The 18609-nt window shown below is 58.3% G+C and carries 22 protein-coding genes; 19 read left to right on the top strand and 3 right to left on the bottom strand.

Annotated elements, in window-relative coordinates:
• Window positions 1-13: 13 nt before the first annotated feature.
• The 13 genes from WMW72_RS15285 (at window position 14) to WMW72_RS15345 (ending at window position 10360) form a co-directional block, all read left to right on the top strand.
• Window positions 14-889, top strand: a complete 876-nt coding sequence (locus tag WMW72_RS15285; RefSeq protein WP_341416368.1) for a branched-chain amino acid ABC transporter permease — start codon at window positions 14-16, stop codon at window positions 887-889.
• On the top strand, window positions 886-1920 hold the full coding sequence (locus WMW72_RS15290) for a branched-chain amino acid ABC transporter permease (protein WP_341416369.1): 1035 nt from the start codon (window positions 886-888) through the stop codon (window positions 1918-1920). Before WMW72_RS15285 ends, WMW72_RS15290 begins: the two co-directional genes overlap by 4 nt.
• Window positions 1880-2692 (top strand): ABC transporter ATP-binding protein, encoded by an 813-nt coding sequence (locus WMW72_RS15295; protein WP_341416370.1) that lies wholly within the window; start codon window positions 1880-1882, stop codon window positions 2690-2692. The genes WMW72_RS15290 and WMW72_RS15295 overlap by 41 nt, the downstream gene beginning before the upstream one ends.
• A complete protein-coding gene (locus WMW72_RS15300) occupies window positions 2658-3389 on the top strand; it encodes an ABC transporter ATP-binding protein (protein WP_341416371.1) in 732 nt (243 codons plus the stop codon). Before WMW72_RS15295 ends, WMW72_RS15300 begins: the two co-directional genes overlap by 35 nt.
• 155 nt (window positions 3390-3544) lie before the next feature.
• Window positions 3545-4738 (top strand): amidohydrolase, encoded by a 1194-nt coding sequence (locus tag WMW72_RS15305; protein ID WP_341416372.1) that lies wholly within the window; start codon window positions 3545-3547, stop codon window positions 4736-4738.
• Window positions 4728-5321 (top strand): holo-ACP synthase, encoded by a 594-nt coding sequence (locus WMW72_RS15310; RefSeq protein ID WP_341416373.1) that lies wholly within the window; start codon window positions 4728-4730, stop codon window positions 5319-5321. The genes WMW72_RS15305 and WMW72_RS15310 overlap by 11 nt, the downstream gene beginning before the upstream one ends.
• Before the next feature lie 70 nt (window positions 5322-5391).
• Window positions 5392-6396 (top strand): beta-ketoacyl-ACP synthase III, encoded by a 1005-nt coding sequence (locus WMW72_RS15315; protein ID WP_341416374.1) that lies wholly within the window; start codon window positions 5392-5394, stop codon window positions 6394-6396.
• Between the two features lie 102 nt (window positions 6397-6498).
• The gene (locus tag WMW72_RS15320) at window positions 6499-7392 is read left to right on the top strand and encodes an alpha/beta hydrolase (protein WP_479724853.1); all 894 of its coding nucleotides are present in this window, start codon (window positions 6499-6501) and stop codon (window positions 7390-7392) included.
• Window positions 7377-7646, top strand: a complete 270-nt coding sequence (locus tag WMW72_RS15325; RefSeq protein ID WP_341416375.1) for a phosphopantetheine-binding protein — start codon at window positions 7377-7379, stop codon at window positions 7644-7646. Before WMW72_RS15320 ends, WMW72_RS15325 begins: the two co-directional genes overlap by 16 nt.
• Window positions 7643-8533 (top strand): Cof-type HAD-IIB family hydrolase, encoded by an 891-nt coding sequence (locus WMW72_RS15330; protein WP_341416376.1) that lies wholly within the window; start codon window positions 7643-7645, stop codon window positions 8531-8533. Before WMW72_RS15325 ends, WMW72_RS15330 begins: the two co-directional genes overlap by 4 nt.
• Window positions 8530-9537: an ACP S-malonyltransferase gene (locus WMW72_RS15335; RefSeq protein WP_341416377.1), complete on the top strand. Its 1008-nt coding sequence runs from the start codon at window positions 8530-8532 to the stop codon at window positions 9535-9537. The genes WMW72_RS15330 and WMW72_RS15335 overlap by 4 nt, the downstream gene beginning before the upstream one ends.
• Window positions 9538-10038 carry a tautomerase family protein gene (locus WMW72_RS15340; RefSeq protein WP_341416378.1) on the top strand — a complete coding sequence of 167 codons (501 nt, stop codon included), beginning with the start codon at window positions 9538-9540 and terminating at the stop codon, window positions 10036-10038.
• 10 nt (window positions 10039-10048) lie between these two features.
• Window positions 10049-10360: a DUF1330 domain-containing protein gene (locus tag WMW72_RS15345; protein WP_341416379.1), complete on the top strand. Its 312-nt coding sequence runs from the start codon at window positions 10049-10051 to the stop codon at window positions 10358-10360.
• A 178-nt stretch (window positions 10361-10538) separates the two neighbouring features.
• Here WMW72_RS15345 and WMW72_RS15350 read toward each other — a convergent pair whose 3' ends face one another.
• Together WMW72_RS15350 and WMW72_RS15355 are read right to left on the bottom strand one after the other, a co-directional pair.
• Window positions 10539-10871 carry a MerR family transcriptional regulator gene (locus tag WMW72_RS15350; RefSeq protein WP_341416380.1) on the bottom strand — a complete coding sequence of 111 codons (333 nt, stop codon included), beginning with the start codon at window positions 10869-10871 and terminating at the stop codon, window positions 10539-10541.
• Between the two features lie 94 nt (window positions 10872-10965).
• Window positions 10966-12192 (bottom strand): MFS transporter, encoded by a 1227-nt coding sequence (locus WMW72_RS15355; RefSeq protein ID WP_341416382.1) that lies wholly within the window; start codon window positions 12190-12192, stop codon window positions 10966-10968.
• 292 nt (window positions 12193-12484) lie between these two features.
• Between WMW72_RS15355 and WMW72_RS15360 the strand changes: the two genes are divergently transcribed.
• Genes WMW72_RS15360 through WMW72_RS15385 form a run of 6 tightly spaced genes read left to right on the top strand, consistent with a single transcriptional unit; the run spans window position 12485 to window position 17639 of the window.
• On the top strand, window positions 12485-12685 hold the full coding sequence (locus WMW72_RS15360) for a hypothetical protein (protein WP_341416383.1): 201 nt from the start codon (window positions 12485-12487) through the stop codon (window positions 12683-12685).
• Complete coding sequence (locus WMW72_RS15365; RefSeq protein ID WP_341416384.1) at window positions 12678-13613, top strand: amidohydrolase family protein; 936 nt, start codon at window positions 12678-12680, stop codon at window positions 13611-13613. Before WMW72_RS15360 ends, WMW72_RS15365 begins: the two co-directional genes overlap by 8 nt.
• Window positions 13614-13667: 54 nt before the next feature.
• The gene (locus WMW72_RS15370; protein WP_341416385.1) at window positions 13668-15041 is read left to right on the top strand and encodes an extracellular solute-binding protein; all 1374 of its coding nucleotides are present in this window, start codon (window positions 13668-13670) and stop codon (window positions 15039-15041) included.
• Window positions 15042-15072: 31 nt separating this feature from the next.
• On the top strand, window positions 15073-15993 hold the full coding sequence (locus WMW72_RS15375; protein WP_341416386.1) for a carbohydrate ABC transporter permease: 921 nt from the start codon (window positions 15073-15075) through the stop codon (window positions 15991-15993).
• A 16-nt stretch (window positions 15994-16009) separates the two neighbouring features.
• Complete coding sequence (locus WMW72_RS15380) at window positions 16010-16879, top strand: carbohydrate ABC transporter permease (protein ID WP_341416387.1); 870 nt, start codon at window positions 16010-16012, stop codon at window positions 16877-16879.
• A 43-nt stretch (window positions 16880-16922) separates the two neighbouring features.
• A complete protein-coding gene (locus WMW72_RS15385) occupies window positions 16923-17639 on the top strand; it encodes a PIG-L deacetylase family protein (protein ID WP_341416388.1) in 717 nt (238 codons plus the stop codon).
• 141 nt (window positions 17640-17780) lie between these two features.
• Here WMW72_RS15385 and WMW72_RS15390 read toward each other — a convergent pair whose 3' ends face one another.
• Window positions 17781-18467: a M24 family metallopeptidase gene (locus WMW72_RS15390; RefSeq protein ID WP_341416389.1), complete on the bottom strand. Its 687-nt coding sequence runs from the start codon at window positions 18465-18467 to the stop codon at window positions 17781-17783.
• Window positions 18468-18609: the final 142 nt, after the last annotated feature.

Raw genomic sequence — 18609 nt, forward strand, 5'->3', positions numbered from 1 at the left:
AGAGGTAAGGCTTATGCTGCTGGAGCAGTTGATTAACGGGCTGACGCTCGGCGGGGTGTATGCGCTCATCGCTCTCGGATTTACGCTGATTTTCGGCGTACTGAAGCTGATGCATATCGCGCATGGAGATGTATTTATGTTTACGGGCTATCTGATCGTGACACTACTCGGTTTTTATGCGAATCTGCCGTTTCCCGTGCTGCTTGGTGTGGGCATCGCCGCTTCGGCGCTGCTCGGCTGGCTCACGGAGCGGCTCGCCTTCCGTCCCTACCGCAGGTCGCATGAAATTGTGCCGCTGATCAGCGGTATCGGGGTATCCCTGATCCTGCAAAATGCGGCGATTCTGATCTGGGGACCCGAGCAGCATATGTTTGCGATCGACTGGAAGCCTGCCGATCTGGTTATAGCGGGGCTCCGCATATCCGGCCAGCGGCTCTGGATCTTGTTCATTACGCTCGCTCTGATGCTGCTGTTCAATTATTGGATCTTGCGGACCCGTACCGGCCGGGCGGTGCGGGCGACCGCCTCCGACCCGCAGACGGCTCAGCTCATGGGCATCCCTACGGAGAGGATGATCGTGCTGACCTTTATCATCGGCTCGGCCTTCGCCGGGGCGGCCAGCGTGCTGGTCGGGGCTCTGTACGGAGCGATCTTCCCCTCGCTCGGCTTTTCCGTCGGGCTGAAGGCGTTCGCCGCCACGCTGATGGGCGGGCTCGGCAGCCTGTCGGGCGCTGTAGCCGGAGGGATCGCGCTCGGTGTACTGGAGGTGCTGACAGCCAGCTTCCTGAATGTCGCCTATCAGGATATGGTGGCGATGACGGTGCTGATCCTGGTGCTGCTGCTGCGTCCGAATGGGCTGCTCGGCAAGCGGGTGGAGGAGAAGCTGTGAGAGCTCCGGTTGTCGTGTCGCTGCTGCTGGTATCGCTGGCTTTTCCACTGGTGTTTGCCGATCCGTATTACCAGCGAATCGGGGTGATGACCTTGATCTTCGGTCTGCTGGCGACGAGTCTGGGTATCCTGGTCGGGAGGCTTCGCATCATCTCCGCCGGTCATTCTGCCTTCTTCGGCATTGGTGCTTATACTTCGGCGCTGCTCTCCGTGAAGGCCGGCGTGCCGTTCTTGGCGGCCCTAGCGTCGGCTGCTCTGCTGACTGGGCTCATCGGCTTGGCCGTGTCGGTGCCGTTGCTGAAGCTAAAGGGACATTTCTTCGCCATGGGCACGATGGCATTCGGGATTATCATCCAGATGCTGCTGCTCAATTGGGAGAGCCTGACGAATGGTCCGAACGGCGTGCCGGGCATTCCGCTTCCGGCCTTGCCCGGCTATGTGCTCGCAACGGACCGCAGCATTTACTATTTCGCGCTGGCGCTGCTGATCTTGACGCTATGGCTGCTGCAAAGGCTGTACCGGTCGCCGATCGGCCGGGCGCTCGTCGCGATCCGTGAGGACGAGATCGTGGCGGCCACGCTGGGCATCCGGGTGCTGCGCTATAAGATGCTGGCCTTCACGCTGTCGACGGCGCTGGCTGGGGTCGCGGGAAGCTTATTCGCTCATTACATGGCTTTCATTAATTTCAATTCGTTCAGCCCCGCCGAATCATTCATGCTGCTGGCGATGGTCATTACCGGGGGCATGAATCATCTGCTCGGCCCTTTGCTCGGGGCGGCTTTGTTCACGGTGCTGCCCGAATGGCTGCGTGAGCTGCAGGATTACCGGTTCCTGCTGTACGGCGTGATTCTGACTTGCGTGCTGCTGCTGCGGCCCGAGGGCTTGCTGGGGGAGGGCGGCAGACTGCGCCCGCGCAAGGCGTCCCGGCCTGCCGAGAAGATTGGCAGCAGGCTCGGCTGGAAGCTGCGATGGAAAAGGAGGAAGACGCCTGATGCCCGAACAACCGCTGCTGGAAGTCAAGGGGCTGAGTAAGTCGTTCGGCGGTATCCGTGCGGTCGACGACTTGAATCTGTCGGTGCAGGACGGGGAGTTCATCGGCCTGATCGGTCCGAACGGAGCCGGCAAGACGACAGTGTTCAATCTGCTTAGCGGCACGATCAAGCCGACGGCAGGACACATTGCTGTTGGCGGCGAGCGGCTGGAGGGGCAGGGTGCTGAGGAGTTCGCTGCCCGTGGTGTGGCACGGACGTTTCAGAATATCCGGCTGTTCAAGCACCTGACGGTATTTGAAAATGTGCTCGCCGGCATGCATGGGACCAGCGATCGCCAGCTATGGCGCAATCTGGTCCAGGGACGGCTGTTCCGGACGCAGGAGGAGCGGCTGCGCGAGCGTGCGGCCGAGCTTCTGGAGACGTTCGGTCTCTCCCGGCATGCGGATGAGCTATCCGTCCATCTGTCCTACGGCGACCAGCGCAGGCTGGAGATCGTTCGGGCGCTGGCGACATTTCCGAAGCTTCTGCTGCTTGACGAGCCGGCAGCTGGCATGAATCCGGCGGAGGGGCGGCAGCTCGTCGAGCTGCTGGGGCAGATCAAGCGCACGCAGAAGCTGACCTTCGTGCTGATCGAGCATGACATGGAGGTGGTCATGGAGCTTTGCGACCGGATCCGGGTGCTGGATTACGGCAAGTCGCTGTTCGAGGGCACGCCGGAGGAAGTCAGACGAAGCCCGGCTGTCCGGGAAGCTTACTTGGGTGGGGAGGAGGATGAATATGCTCAGCTTGGAGCGGCTTACGGTGGGCTATGATTCCGGTCCGGTCATTCATGATGTTTCCCTGCAGGTAGCTGAGGGGCAAATTATCGGGCTGATCGGCGCCAATGGAGCCGGCAAGTCCACCGTGCTGCGGACGATTTCGGGTCTGGTCCGGCCGTCTTCCGGTTCTATCCGCTTCGCGGGTCAAGATCTGACGAAGCTGGCCGCACACCGTATCCCGCAGCTCGGCATCAGTCACGTTCCGGAGGGAAGGCGGATTTTCGCCGATCTGACGGTCGAGGACAATCTGCATCTCGGTGCATATCGCCATGGCTGGCGGGCGGTCAAGCGGGATTTCGAGTATGTATACTCGCTCTTCCCCGTACTGCTGGAGCGGCGCACGCAGCGGGCAGGGAGTCTGAGCGGAGGTGAGCAGCAGATGCTGGCGCTCGGCCGGGCCTTGATGTCCAGGCCGACCCTGCTGCTGCTCGACGAGCCTTCGCTGGGGCTTGCCCCGCTGATCGTGCGCAACGTGTTCCGCATCATCCGCGAGATTCATGCCCGGGGCGTCACCGTGCTGCTCGTTGAGCAAAATGTCAACCTGGCGCTGAGCTGTGCCCATCATGCTTACGTGCTGCAATCCGGGCGTGTCGTGCTGGAGGGTGATGCGTCCCGGCTCCGTCAGGACAGCGGGCTGATGTCCGCTTATCTGGGCGGAGGCACGCAGACCGGGCAAGCGGTGAACGGCTGAGCAGAGCGGAACGCAAAGAAAAAGCATATCTACCACCGTTCCATCGTTCATAGGCGAATAATCGAAGGCAAGCCGACTATTATTCGTATCCAAGCAGCGAGCGGGATTTACTTTTATTTACTTCACTTTACTTGGGCCGAGGGAGGCTGGCGAGCATGAGTATTCATAACGTTCATAACGATGAGGAGTTGCTGTCCGAAGCGCTGTCGAGGCAGGTGATTGCTTGGCGGAGACATTTTCACCAGCATCCTGAGCTGTCCTTCGAGGAGCATGCGACGGCGCAGTTTGTCGCCGATACGCTAAGCACCTTCGAGGGCATTGAGATCAGCCGGCCGACGCCGACCAGTGTGGTGGGACGTCTCGTAGGAGCACATCCGGGCCGGGTGCTCGCGCTGCGAGCCGATATCGATGCGCTGCCAATTACGGAGGAGAACGAGTTTGACTTCGTCTCCGAGAACCCGGGTGTCATGCATGCGTGCGGTCATGACGGGCATACGGCCGTTCTGCTTGGTGCCGCCCGCATCTTGAGCGAGCGGCGAGAGCAGCTTCACGGTGAGATCCGCTTCCTGTTCCAGCATGCGGAGGAGCTGCCGCCTGGCGGCGCTCAGCAGCTCGTTGACGCCGGGGTACTGGACGGCGTGGACGGCGTCATCGGCGCTCATCTGTTTTCCCCGCTCGCGACGGGGAAGGTAGCTGTGGCGTACGGGCCGATGCTGGCCGCTCCAGATACGTTTCGTATCATAGTGCGCGGGGTCAGCGGCCATGCGGCGATGCCGCATCAAACGGTCGACCCGATTATTATCGGGGCGCAGCTGGTGACGAATCTGCAGCAGATCGTCTCCCGCAACACCGATCCGCTGGAGCGGCTGGTGCTGTCGGTGACCGAGTTTCATGGGGGCACTGCGCATAATGTCATCCCGGGCACAGCGGAGCTGGGCGGCACAGTACGCAGCTTCGACGAGACGCTGCGGCAATCCGTTCCCGAACGAATCCGCCAGATCGTACAGGGCATTACCGAGGCGCATGGAGCTGAGTATGAATTTCACTACGACTACGGCTATCGTCCGGTCGTGAACGATGTGAACGTGACGAAGGTCATTGAGGAAGCGGCTGTCGAACTGCTGGGCCGGGAGGCCGTCGTCATTCAGAAGCCGATTATGGGCGGAGAGGATTTTTCTGCTTACCAACAGGCGGCTCCCGGAGCTTTCTTCAATATCGGAGCAGGGAATCAGGCGCTGGGCATTATCCATCCGCATCATCATTCGAAGTTTACGATCGATGAGGATTCGCTGGCAATCGGAGTCCGGCTGTTCGTGCGCATCGCAGATAAGTTTCTGCATGGAGCGTAGGCTGCAGGTTCAGGGAGAGGAGCAATGGCGGAAGCCAGCGGCGGACGAAGGTCTCGATGTGGAGCAGCCGGATCCGTCGAACGGGCCGGATGAATCGGCGTGGACAGAGGTCGGGGGTCCTGGCCTGCGGGTCGGCGTGGATCTGGTTCATCTGGATGATGTAGAAGGCCTGTATCCCGGCGCCGAGGGTATATGGCTGACGCAGGAGGAATGGGAGGAGGTGACGCGCACGTCTGGACAGGATAGCTGCATCTCGGACGGGAGCGGGACAGACACGGAAAATTTTAATGAAGCCATGGGGGGAATTGTAGTCGAGGTGCCAATGGGATTGAAGGAGCGTCTGGCCGGCCGCTTTGCCGCCAAAGAGGCGGTGATGAAGGCGCTGGGAAGCGGGCTGGACCGGATCGAGCTGACCGACATTGAAATTCTGCGCCGTCCGGGAGGCAGGCCCCGGGTTCGCTTGAGGGGGTCAGCGCTGGCCGCTTGGGCCTATTGCGGTCTGGAGCGGCTGGAGCTGAGCATCAGCCATCACCGTGATTATGCGCTGGCGGTGGCCGTAGGTTTGACGGCTGTTCGGCTGTAAAAGCCGGGAGGCCTTGCGTGCAGCACGACCGAAGCTGGATATATGCAGATAAGAAGGAGTGAAAGGATGTATGGGGGTTGCGTTGACTGCAATCGGGACATATTTGCCCGAACGGATTCTCACCAATGATGAACTGGCGGCGACGGTGGACACCTCCGATGATTGGATTCGATCCAGAACGGGTATCGAGGAGCGGCGAATTGCCGCTCCCGGGGAAACCACGTCCACGCTCGCGGTGCGGGCGGCCCGTTCGGCGCTGCAGCGTCGCGGACTGGCGCCGGAGCAGGTGGAGCTTATCGTCGTGGCGACGATGCTGGCCGACCATCCTTTTCCGTCGGCGGCCTGCCTCGTGCAGCATGAGCTTGGAGCGGTCAAGGCTTTCGCCTTCGACCTGTCGGCGGCCTGCTCCGGTTTTGTCTACGGCCTGGAGGTGGCGGCGCAATTCGTCAAGAGCGGCACGGTACGCAACGCGCTGGTCATCGGCTCCGAGGTCATCTCGAGATATCTCGATTGGCAGGACCGGTCCACCTGCGTCTTGTTCGGGGACGGGGCGGGGGCGGCCTTGCTGGAGCATGCGGATGCGGAGCTGCTGCTCGGAGGAGCTTTCCGTTCCGACGGCTCGGGCAAGGAACTGCTGTACATGCCCGCAGGGGGGACCGCTCAGCCGGCGACGGTGCAGACGGTGGAGAACAGGCAGCATGTGCTGAAGATGAAGGGACCTGAGCTGTTTCAGGAGGTCGTGCCGATCGTTTGCGATACGATTCTGGAGGCTTGCGAGCGGACTGGCATTTCTCTGGATGAGATCGGGCTGATCGTCCCCCATCAGGCGAATGTACATATTGTCGAGGAGATTGCGGACAGCCTGGATATCCCGTTCGACCGCTTCTATATCCACCTGCAGAAGGTAGGCAATACGTCAGCCGCCTCGATCCCGCTCGCATTGGAGGAGGCGGTAGAGGAGGGCAGGGTTGCGCCGGGAGAATACGTGCTGATCGTCGGCTTCGGTGCCGGCCTGACATGCGGAGCGAGCATTATCCGCTGGGGAGACAGCTTTCATCACATCCACGCATCCTAATTGAAATCCTCTATATCCATTTCAAATGGATTGAATTCCGATTCAATTCTGATTCATCTGATTCAAATGAAACCACTATAAAGAGAATCCGGGAGGGAAACCATAATGGCGCTGGAGGCTGTCGTATTTCGCAATAGCAGGAATCAGGACCTGGTTGGTGTGCTTCATCATGGAGAGGGAGAAGGCCCGCGTCCTTGCCTTATCGTATGCCATGGGTTCGCGGGTACTAAAATTGGCGGCAGCCGGCGGTTTGTCGAGTTTGCCCGCTATGCGGCCAAACGCAATGTATCGGTATTTCGCTTCGATTTTGCAGGTTCGGGTGATAGCGACGGAGAGTTGACCGAGCTGACGCTTGACCGGGAGCTGGAGGATCTGCAGGCTGCGGTAGGCACGGTGGCGCAGTTTGCCGGCGTCGATCCGCACCGGATCGGGGTCGTCGGGCATTGCATGGGCGCGGTGACGGCTCTGCGCGGAGCGGCCGGGGACGCGCGGATTTACCGGACGGTTGCCTGGGCGCCGTTCACGGATTTGCGCGGAACGGTATCTGCGATGGTCGGAGAGGATGCGTTTTGCCTGCTGGAGGAAGGCGACGAAGCGGATTTTATTTACAACGAGCAGTTGTTCAGCTGCGGCCCGGCCATTGTCCAGAGCGAGTCGGGACGGTTCGATCTGGCGGAAACGCTGGCCGGTATCCGTACACCGCTGCTATTGATTCATGGAACGGAGGACGGTCTGGTACCGATCGACGAGATCAAGTCGGCGTTCCAAGCCGGAGTGCCCGATCCAGACGCATCTATAGGTAAAAAGCTGGTCGTGCTGGATGGTGCGCATCATTCCTTCCCGTACCACAAGGAAGAGCTGTTCGAGCTGACGGTCGATTGGTTCCTGCCGACTTATGAGGATGCGCATATCCGCGAGCTGATCGCAGGCGCTCAAGACGGCTACACAGGTGAACGCACAAGCAGAGAGGAGGAATCCGCATGGGTGAGCAAGTAACGCAGACTGATCTTCCGGGACAGTCCTTTGCCGATTTTCGGTCGCAGGTGGCCCATAAGCTGAAGAAGGAAGAGGCACTGCTGACGCAGGAAGCCGAATGGGTGCGCGACGTGGGTATCAGCTCGGTCGATATCGTCAAGATCGTCATGCTGCTCCGCCAAAAGTATGGCATTAAGCTGTCGACCACCGAAGCGGGCCGATTGAAGACGGTCGGCGATGCGTTCCGGTATGTGGAGCAGGGTGGTATCCAATGAGCCAGGTATCCCAGAATCCCACTCAGGAAAAATACCCCCAGCTGGGCGGCGAGCTGGCACGTCTCTTGCTGCGCAAGCCCGGAGGCTATAAGCTGGTCGCCTGCGACATGGACGGGACACTGCTCGGACGCGATCACCAGTTGTCTGCACGCACGATCCGTGCGCTCCAAGGCGTCGCTGAGCGCGGAATCACCGTACTGCTGGCGACCGGCCGGATGATGGGCGCGGTGCGTGAGCATGCCGAGCTGCTCGGCATACCTGGCATCGTCGTGTCGCATAACGGGGCGCTGGTGAAGCATTCGTCCAATGACACGGTCTACGTGCATCAGACGGTACCGCTGCCTATCGCTAGACATGCCGTGGCGCAGGCGCTGGTCAAGGGGCTGGTGATCCACTGGAACTGCGACGATGACGTACTCGTGACGGCCCGGCATCCGCTGAGCCTCCGCTTCTCCGTGGAGCTTGGCGTTCCTTTGCAAGAACTTGCGGCTTTCTCGGATACGGAGCAGGAGCCTACGTCGCTGCTGATCATGGGCGGACGCGGGCAGCTGGAGGAGATTCTGAATCATACGCGATCCGTCTACGGACAGCAATTCGATCATGTGCTGATCCCTTGGTTCGACGACGTGTGGCAGCTTCAGCTGCTGCCGGCCGAGACGTCGAAGGGCAAGGGTGTGCTGGCGGTTGCCGCCCTCCTCGGGATCGAGGCGGACGACATCGTCAGCTTCGGAGACAGCTATAATGACCTTGATATGATCGCTGCGACCGGTCTTGGCGTCGCGATGGGCAATGCGGTGGAGGAGCTGAAGCGGACGGCCAAGTTCGTGACACTCTCGCATGATGAGGATGGCGTCGCTGTGGCGCTGGAGGTGCTGTTCGACCTATGAGCCAATCCCCTCTATCGGGACAAGGAAACAGCGAGGCGGAGCGATCCCCTGCTCCGCTGCTCTATGCCGTTGTCTTCCCCGGCCAAGGCGCGCAGTATACGGGTATGGGGGCCTCTCTCTTCGAGACGGCGGATGCGGCGAAGCATGTGTACCTAGAGGCTGAGCAGTGGTCGGCGCTCCCGATCCGCGAGGTTTCGTTCCAAGAGGACCCGGCCGGCCGGCTGAACGATACGGCCTATACCCAGCCGAGCCTGCTGGCTGCGAGTCTGGCTGCCTGGGAAGCGTTCCGGGAGGCGGTCCCGAGCCTGCCGGCCTACATGGCCGGGCATAGCGCCGGGGAATATGCGGCGCTGGCCGCAGCCGGCGTACTGAGCCGTGCCGATGCGTTCCGCCTGATCACGGAGCGGGGACGGCTGATGTCGGGTATGCAGCGCGGGGCCATGGCGGCCATCAAGGACGCGTCTGCGGAGACGGTGGAACGGCTGTGCCGGCAAGCGGTTGTGCCTGGCGGGGTACTCGTACCCGCCAACCGCAATTCGCCGGTGCAGACCGTCGTCTCGGGCGATGCCGAGTCCGTCGACGCGCTGCTGGAGCTGGCGTTCGACGAGGATATCACCGTCATCCCGCTGGCCGTCTCGGGGGCGTTTCACTCGCCCCTGATGGCCCCCGCCGCCCGAGCGTTCTCTCCGGCGCTGGAGCGGGCTTTGTTCCACCGGGGGCGCGTGCCCGTCGTATCGAATGTCACGGCACGCCCGGAGGAGAGCGGTGCCTGGAGCGGTCTGCTGCGCGAGCAGATCACGTCCCCCGTGCTGTGGGAAGCCTCTATCCGTTATTTGCTTGGGCAGGGTATCCGCCTGTTCATCGAGCTGGGACCGGGTCAAGTATTGAGCCGACTGATCCGCGCGATCGAGCCTGAAGCTGTAACGCTGCAGGTTCAGGACGCCGAAACGCTGCGTCTCGCGACCGAGCATCTACAATCCGAATTTCGAGAGGAGCTTGTCTAAATGCCATTTATCTCATTGGAAACCTGGACAGGAGTAGCAGTGGAAACGAAGGGACGTTGGATTCACGAGGCAACGGAGATCGGAGCGACGTTGTTCAACATCCCGCCGGATAAAATTCTCGTGTTGATTCGGGAGTATCCATCCGTGAACTTTGGGCAGGCGGGGGCGAACGGGGCAGATCCTGAGTTTGCAGCCAAAAGCCGCTCTACCGCCTGGGGGACGGAGGAGACGTACGATGACGGGCAGTCGCCTGTGCCGAATACGGCCGTAATCGCGATCGATGTCTGGGACGTATACTCTCAGGAGCAGAAGAATGAGTGGGCGGCGGCGTTGACGGCATTGACCGGTGAACTGATCGGTACGCCTGCAGACAAGGTGCTGATCCTGTTCCGCGACCTGCCTCCCGGCCACTGGGCACAGGGCGGCGTGACGGGAGCGCATCCGGCGTTCCTGGCCGCCAGCCGTCAAGTTGCGGCGGCCTCCGCCTCTGAGCAAGTCTGAGGGGCCAGCGATGGTCTGGGTATTAGTGACGATGACACCCAATGAGCAGGAGCCGGAGGCTCTAGAACGCTACAAGGAGCGGGCCAAGACAGTCCGCGATGAGTACGGCGCCAAGGCTTTCCGGCGCTGGGATGCGGAGGAGCGGCTCGTTGGTTCCTTCCCGGACACCTCCATCCGGCTGTTGCAGTTCGATAGCGAGGAACAGGTGAAGGGCTGGCTGGAGGATCCTCGGTACGCCGAGGTTGTGCCCGACCGGGAGAAAGCCTTCTCTTCCGTGACGGTGACGATTCTGCGGGATCTGGACGAGAAGGCCGTACGTTAGCTAGTATGCTGCTAAAGCAAAGCCTAACGAGGTCTCGGCGCTGCCCCGTCTGTAACGCGTGATTCTCTGATAGGCCAATGCGTGTAAGAAAATAAGCCGTTCCGCTCCGAAAGTTGTCTCCCGGCGTGGAACGGCTGCTCGTTGTCCGACTGCGATCAATCACGCCCGCAGCCCGAGGTTAAGGCTGTGGCGTGTTCTGCTTATCGGCAATTTTCTGGAAAATATCGTTAATGTTCTTCATCCGATCCTCGACTTTGCGGGCTGCTGCATCCAGCGTGTAGCCATCCTCCAAGAGCTCCTGAACGAGGACGATTTTCTTGATGTTAAGATAGTCGTACCGTCTGGTAGAGCCGTCGGCTTCCTGTACGGAGCGAACGATGCCCTTATCTTCCCAATAGCGGATTTTCCGTGTTGGCACACCGGTGATATCGGCAACCTCTCCGATCCCGACAACAAGCTTGCTCAGCAAATCGAAATCATAGTACATCTGTTGGTCGTGGTTTGCGCTCATCTGCGCTGCCCCCCTTTACGTAAGCCCTGCTGCCTCCATTATAGTATAAATTGACGATCGCTTACAATGAATCGAAGGAAGGCAGCCTGACTTGCTAGTTGGTGCCGCTCACGGTCTGTGCGCGCTGCACGCGCCATAGCCACAGGGCGGCCAGCAGGCCGAGAGCCAGGGCAGCAGCCAGACCGAGAAAGGCCGGCCGATCACCCCAGAGGTTCATCAGGAAAACTGCGCCGATCGGCCCGAGTGTGGCTCCGACGAACAGGATGAACGTATATAGTGAAACAGCAGAGGCTCGTGCCGTGCCGGCCAGTTGCCCGATCAGCGAGATCAGGGTCGGAACGCTCAAGGCGATTCCTGTTACGAATACGATGCTGAAGACGGTCAGGAAGACCAGATTCGGGATGAGTGCCAGACCTAGCAGTCCGGCCAAGGCAAGCCCGAGTCCGCTCAGCAGTACCCAGTAGGCTCCACGGCGGGCGACAAGCGCGCCGGCGAAGGGGGAAGCGGCCATCCCGACGATGCCCGCAGCCCGTAGGAGCAGCAACTGCTGGGAGGTCAGTCCGAACGGTGGGGCGGACAGATAGTGGCCGAGTACAAGATACATGCCGACGAAGGCAAACAGCAGAGTCACCGTCACGCCATAGCAGGCATAGAGAGGGCGGAGCAGGAAGACGCCCGCCAGTCTTCGGGGGAGCTGGGCAAGCGCCAGCGGTGAGCCCTTGGCCTGATCGCGGGGCAGCCAGCGGAGCGTGATCGCCGCCGTGATCAGATAGACGGCTCCGAGAATATGGAACACGTACGGCCATCCGAGCAGTTCGCCGATATAGCTGCTGAATAACTGGCCGACGATGCCGGCCGTCAGAAATCCGGTACTCACGAGTCCGATGGCGGTGACTTTCTTACTGGCCGGATACGACTCCATGATATAAGCAAGGGCGGAAGGTGCGAAGGTGGAGGCGGCGGCTCCCTGGAGTGCCCGCAGGGCGACGAGGACCGTGAAGGTCGGGGCCAGACCGATCAGAGGACTGATGACGGCCAGCAGCAGCAAGCCGGACAAGATGACAGTGCGGCGTCCGTAACGTTCGGACAACGGTCCGCAGGCGAGGAAGCCGAGGGCGTAAAACAGGGAGAAGCCGCTTGACGCCCAGGCGCTCTCGGTCAGTGTGATCCCGTATTGGGTCGCCAGCAGCCCGCCTATAGACACGCTCACATACAGGCTGGATACGACGGCCAAACCGCACCAGACGAGCAGTGCAGACACGGTGCCATAGCGGGGATGAACGGCTGGCTCCAATTGAGGAGCGAGCAGTGTTTGTTCCATAATGATCCCTCCATTCTGGAAATAGTTGAACTCTCATAATTGTAACTTAATTACAATTCAAGTCAATAATCAACGTTAAATGTTCTCAATAATTTTTTTATTGACATCATTTGGATCATCCTGTAATATTCAGTCATGAAATACTTAGTAAATTAATTGGATAACTAGGTAATGGTACGATCCACCGGGCAACTGGAGACACGTACAGCCGAGCTGACAATGATTGTCGGCCCAGAGCTGCGTGTCTTTTTTCGTTTACCCGGTACACGACTGCACAAGCGGGGGGCCGTTCATGACAATGACAAAGGTATGGGAGCTGGAGGACGACGAACGTTTATCTGGCGCCGGCTACACGGAAGGTTGGTTCAAGCAAGCCTGCGGGCAGGGCCAATCCGGGCTGTCGGGACAAGTGAAGAAGGTTAACCAAGCGGTTCCGATTCTGGCAGACGATGAGGTACGACATTGGGAACGGAGGGAGCTTAGCCATGTTTAACCCATCATTTCGAGTATTTGACCTGCACGGGCACTTGCCGTATCCGACTTCGTTCATGACACACAATGAAATCGTCGATCCTTTCAATAAGGAACGATCGGAACGAATGAGGCTGGCCTGGGATTTCCCTGATCCTAAGTCTGATACAGCAGACAGCAGCAAGCCGCTGATCGAACGCTGGGTGGATGAGCTGGACCGTTACGGGATCGGAGGCATCAATTTTCTGACCGCTTGGGATAATGACGATTTATCGCGTCAAATATCCAAGTACCCAGATCGGTTTACAGGATTCGCGCATCACTCAATTGAAACGCCGGATGCGGCGGAGGAACTGCAGCGGGCGGTCGATGAGCTGGGACTTCGCGGCTACAAGCTGTTTGGTCCAATGGTACAGATTCCGTTCCACGATCCGTCGCTCCGTCCAGTATGGAGGTTCCTGGCCGAACGCCGGCTTCCGGTGCTGATCCACTTCGGGCTGCTCGGTCATACGGGAGGTATCGTACAGCATCTGAATATCAATCCGCTGTCTATCTTCAACGTAGCCCGTGAGTATCCGACGATCCCGTTCGTCATCCCGCACTTCGGAGCCGGCTATTTCCAGGAGCTGCTTCATCTGTGCTGGGGCTGCCCGAACATCTACGTGGATACTTCAGGCTCCAATCAGTGGATGAGATGGACGCCATACGAGCTGACGCTGGAGTCGCTATTCCGCAAAACCTACGAGCTGATCGGTCCCGAGCGGATTGTGTTCGGAACAGACTCTGGCAGCTTCCCGCGTGGCTTCGTGTACCGGTACTTGCAGGATCAGGTCCGGGTATGCCGGGAGCTGCGGTTCCGTGAGGAAGAGATCGAGGGCATCTTCGGTAACAATGCCAGAAAGCTGCTAGGACTGCTTGAGCCCCAGCGGAATCTGACCGCATCCGTATGACCTGGAACGTTTGAAATCATCAGTATACATAATACCCGAGAGGAATGATTTATTTTGTCTACGACTCATCGCGTTTCTACGTTTACCAAATTCGCTGCACTACTCGCCGTCGGCTCGATGGCGGCCCTGTCCGGCTGCTCGGGCGGCTCCAAGCCTGCAGCTACGGGTGCTGACAGCGCAAAGACGCCCAAGGCGGAGACGACTAAGGCCGCCTCTTCCGACGAGAAGGTTACGATCGAGTATTGGCAGTACGTATTTCCGGCGAAGGTCGATCTGGTAAACAAGCTGATCGAGGATTTCCAGAAACAGCATCCGAATATTACGGTTAAGCATACGAATTTCCCTTACGACCAATATAACGAGAAGGTCGCGACGCTCGTTCCAGCCGGCAAGGGACCGGACATCATCAACCTGTACTATGGCTGGCTGCCCAAATACGTAGCTTCCGGCTACCTGCAGCCGCTTCCGGAGAGTGCCTTCTCGGCGGCGCAGATTGAGAAGGAGTTCTTCCCGTTCGTCAACTCCGCCAAGCTGAATGGCAAATATTACGCGATTCCGACAGCCGTACGTTCACTGGCGCTGTTCTATAACAAGGATCTGTTCACGAAAGCCGGGCTTGATCCGAACAAGCCGCCTGCCACCTGGGAAGAGCTGGTTGACTACTCCAAGAAGCTGACTGAGCGGGACAAGAACGGCCAGCTGGTCGTTGAAGGCTTCACCTTCCAGACGAATTCGCAGCTACCGCACTGGTACCGGGATACGCTGCTGCAGCAGGCCGGAGGCAAGGATGTCAGCGAAGACCGCCGAAAAATCCTCTGGAACGAAACGCCTGCCGGACTTGAAGCATTCTCATATCTGGTCGATTTCGGAGTGAAGCATAAGGTCGGAGCGAAGGACTTCTATACCAACGATATCACGGCATTCAAGGGCGGCTTTGCCGCACTCAGCGTTGACGGCTCCTTCCAGCTCGGCGGTCTGGCCAAGGATTCTCCGAACCTGAACTACGCCATTGCTCCGCTTCCGTCTTACAAGGATAAGAAGGCTGCGCCTGCCTCGTATTGGGCCAATGCCATTACGAAGAATGTATCCGGCAAAAAGCTGGAAGCCGCAACGGAATTCCTGAAATTCCTGACAAGCAAAGAGGTTCAGGAGCAATGGGCCGAGAAAGTCGGGGAGCTGCCGGCCAAGAAGGAAGTCGCCCAGCAGGAAAAATTCACCAAGGACGCGAAGCTTGGACCGTTCATTAAGCAGCTGGATTACGCGAACTCTCACTTCTTCGTCGATGAGAAGCTGGAGCGGGATTACTTCGTCGAAGCGATCGATAAAATTACGCTGAACAATGTCAGCTACAAGGATGCCTTCGATGAGCTGGTCCAGAAGACGCAGAAGCTGTATGACGAGTACTGGGCGAAGCAGGACAAAAAGTAAACCGGCCTAGCCGTTCGAAAGGAGAACTCTCATGGCCAAAAACGAGACGCTGCCCTTAACCGGGCGGCGGTCTTCTTCTCTTAGCGTCAAGCAGCAGCGGTACCTGTTCATCTACGGCTGCCTGCTGATCCCGCTTATTTTCTTCATTACGATCCGCATTCTGCCGATCCTGTACTCCTTCAACATCAGTGTAAGGGAATGGGACCTGCTGTCCGATGAGAAGCCATTTGTCGGGCTCGGCAATTTCGTTAATCTGTTCAACGATCCGGTCTTTCTCAAATCTCTGCGCAATACGGTGACTTACGTGCTCGTCGGTGTCCCCGGACAATTGGTCGTGGGGCTGGCCGTGGCTCTCTTAATTCAGCGGGTAACCCGGCTTAAAGGGTTATACCGGTTGCTTTATTTCTTGCCTTATGTGACAAGCGTCGTCGCAGTTAGCTGGGTATTCCGCTGGATATTCATGAAGAACGGCGTCGTGAACGGCATTCTGCTGGAGCTGGGGTTCCAGGCACAGCTCTTCCTGGGCTCGCCTACGCAAGCGATCTATCTGGTCATCGCGGTCATGATCTGGCAGGCACTGGGCTTTCAGATGCTGATCTTCCTGGCAGGGCTGGAGAATATTCCAGCGATGTATGAGGAGGCGGCCGCCATCGACGGCGCGAACTGGTGGCAGAGATTCATTCATATTACGCTGCCGCTGTTGAATCCGGTCATCGTGTTCTCGGTCATTATCGGAAGCATCAGCTTCCTTCAGTCGTTTACTCAGGTGCTTAACATGACGCTCGGAGGACCGCTCGACTCGACGCTGTCGCTCGTGCTGCATATTTACAATCTGGCCTTCAAGCACTTCAAGATGGGGGATGCCGCAGCCGCTACGGTGGTCCTGTTCGCCGTCATTCTCGTCCTGTCCCTGGTGCAAATGAAGCTGTTGAACAAGAAGATCGAACATTGAATGGGGGCTGGATGCAATGAGTGTTCAGGCGGTCTCGGCAGTACCGCAAAGGAGCGTGAAAGCCGCCTCCAGACGAAAACCGCTGCGGTGGTTGCCGTATGTGGTACTTAGTCTGGGCGGCGTGCTGATGATCTTTCCGTTCCTGTGGATGATCTCGACATCCCTGAAGGAACCGAAGGACCTCTTTACATTAAGTTTGTTTTCTACGACCTTGACCTGGAACAACTATATTGAGGTGTTTACCAAATCGCCCTTCTCGACCTGGCTGCTGAACAGTCTGATCGTGGCGGCCGTGACGACGATAAGCGTCTGCTTCTTCGATTCGATCATCGGGTACGTGCTGGCGAAGTTTAATTTCCGAGGGAAGAAGATCATCTTTGTCGGTATTCTCAGCACACTGATGGTTCCGACGGAGATGTTAATTATCCCTTGGTACATTCTGTCCGTGACATTCGATTGGGTGGATACATATTGGGGGATTATGTTCCCGGGTTTGATCTCGGCCTTCGGTATCTTTCTGATGAAGCAGTTCATGGAGTCGGTGCCGGAGGATTTACTCGATGCGGCACGGATGGACGGGATGAGCGAGTGGGGCATTCTGTTCAAGATTGCTGTGCCGCTGGTCCAACCGGCACTGGCGACGCTGTTCATTCTCTCCTTCCTAGGCAACTGGAACGCCTTCATCTGGCCTTTGATCGTCTCGATGACCGAGGAGCGGATGACGGTGCCGGTCGGTCTGTCGTTTTTCTCCAGTGAGCTGAAGGATTCGGCGGGCTGGGTCTTGATTATGACGGGCGCGACAGTCTCGGTCATTCCGCTTATCGTGATCTTCCTTATCTTTCAAAAACAAATCATTCGCGGTGTGGCCTTAACTGGGCTAAAATAAGAATAGTGGCAACATGGCTTTATACAGAGAGGAGCTGGACCCTATGTCCGTAAAAACAGCATTCGTATTCGCTCACCCGGATGATGAGACTTATCTCGCCTCCGCGTTGATCCGCAAGCTCGCCGATGAAGGCGAGCCTCCGGTTCTGCTCCTCGCAACACGAGGCGATGCGGGCCATAAGAACGGCGCCTATGCCCATGAGAAGGGCGAGCTGCTCGCAGACCGGCGCGAGCGCGAGATGGAGGAGGCGGCCGGAATTCTCGGGCTTGCTTCCGTCGAGCATCTGCGTTACCCCGACGGCAAGCTGAACGAGGTGGAGGAAGAAGAATTCGTGCAGCGCGTGGCCGAGTTCCTGAACCGGCACGGCGCGCAGACGGTAGTCACATTCCCTGAGGATGGAGGAAATTTCCACCCGGATCATGTGACGATCTCCAAGATCGCGACTAAGGCCGTGCTGAGCGGTCAGGCTACGACGGTCCGCAAGCTGTACTATATTCAATCGGCTACGCTAACCGAGAATGGGCATGAACCAGCCTTCCGGATCGATACGGAGCCGTATTGGCCGGTGAAGGCTGCAGCTTTGGCTGCTCACGAGTCGCAGCGGCTCGCGGTAGAGCGCTTTTTCGGCCCGCTTGGCGACGTACTGCCCGAGGCCCGGCGCTACGAGACGTTTGCGCTGGCCTGGGAAGCAGGCGAGTCCTGGCCCCGCAAGGCGGAGGCTTGGATTCTGGATGGGCTGCCGGAGCGCGTTCAGCCTTGATCCCGCACCATAGGCCCCGTGCCATCGCCTCCCTTATTAGGCTGGCTATAAGCTAATGGAAAAGGGTTGTCTCCGTCTTGATGACGTTGGAGACAACCCTTTTTTTCCTGCGCTGGGCACCTGCCGTGCGATTCGTTTCAGTTAGTCGACCGTTAACAATTGTTCGAAAAAACCGCCGATTTCAAGCTCGCGATCCACAAAATGCACTTCCAGAATCCAATCTCTTGGGCGTCCGCCTTGATCCGGCTCTCTCATATCGAGCTGGTTATCCAGGTGAATATAGTTCTCGACCTCATCCCCCTGCACAGACTCATGCGGGAACTCGCCGATGAGGTGGCCCGCATGCGGACCGCCAAACTCCCAGCCGTATTTAGCTGCCAGCTTGACCATATAAGCGAACAGCTCGCTGCCTGTAACATGCGGATTTGCTTCGAAATAGGTCTTGCCTTCCTCCCAAGCGAGCGCAACGTCGGCAGCTATTTTCAACTTCTTGGCGTCATGGCCGATGACGTAGGTTCTGCCAAAATCAGCCTCCCACTCCTCGAAGATGGGACCGAAATCCAGGAATACGATATCGTCGTCTGCCAATAGGAGGTCCGGTGGGTTCTCTCTATAGGGCAGCAGCGTGTTCCTACCAGCTCGTACGATTCGTTTATGCCAATACTTCTTGATGCCATACATGTCAAAGGCAAGATCGTACACTTCACGGTTGATCGTTTTCTCCGTTACACCGCTGCGCAATATCCCTCTTTCCTCGACAGCCGAGAAGAGTGCGAGGGCTTTATTCTCCGCCTCGCGGAGCAGAGCTTGTCTCGTCGTTTGCGTCAATGTTCTAAGCCTCCCCAATTGCATAGCTTGAAGATTTTTCTTCCATTTTTCTCCGATTTAGATCCTTGGTTCATTGTATCATGATCAGATCGAATTCAAAAGAAAATAACATGTACAGTTACTGGCATGATCATGGCTGCCT

Origin of the sequence: Paenibacillus filicis (assembly GCF_038070315.1) — a bacterium.
In the GTDB taxonomy this organism is placed as follows: Bacteria; Bacillota; Bacilli; order Paenibacillales; family NBRC-103111; genus Paenibacillus_G; species Paenibacillus_G filicis.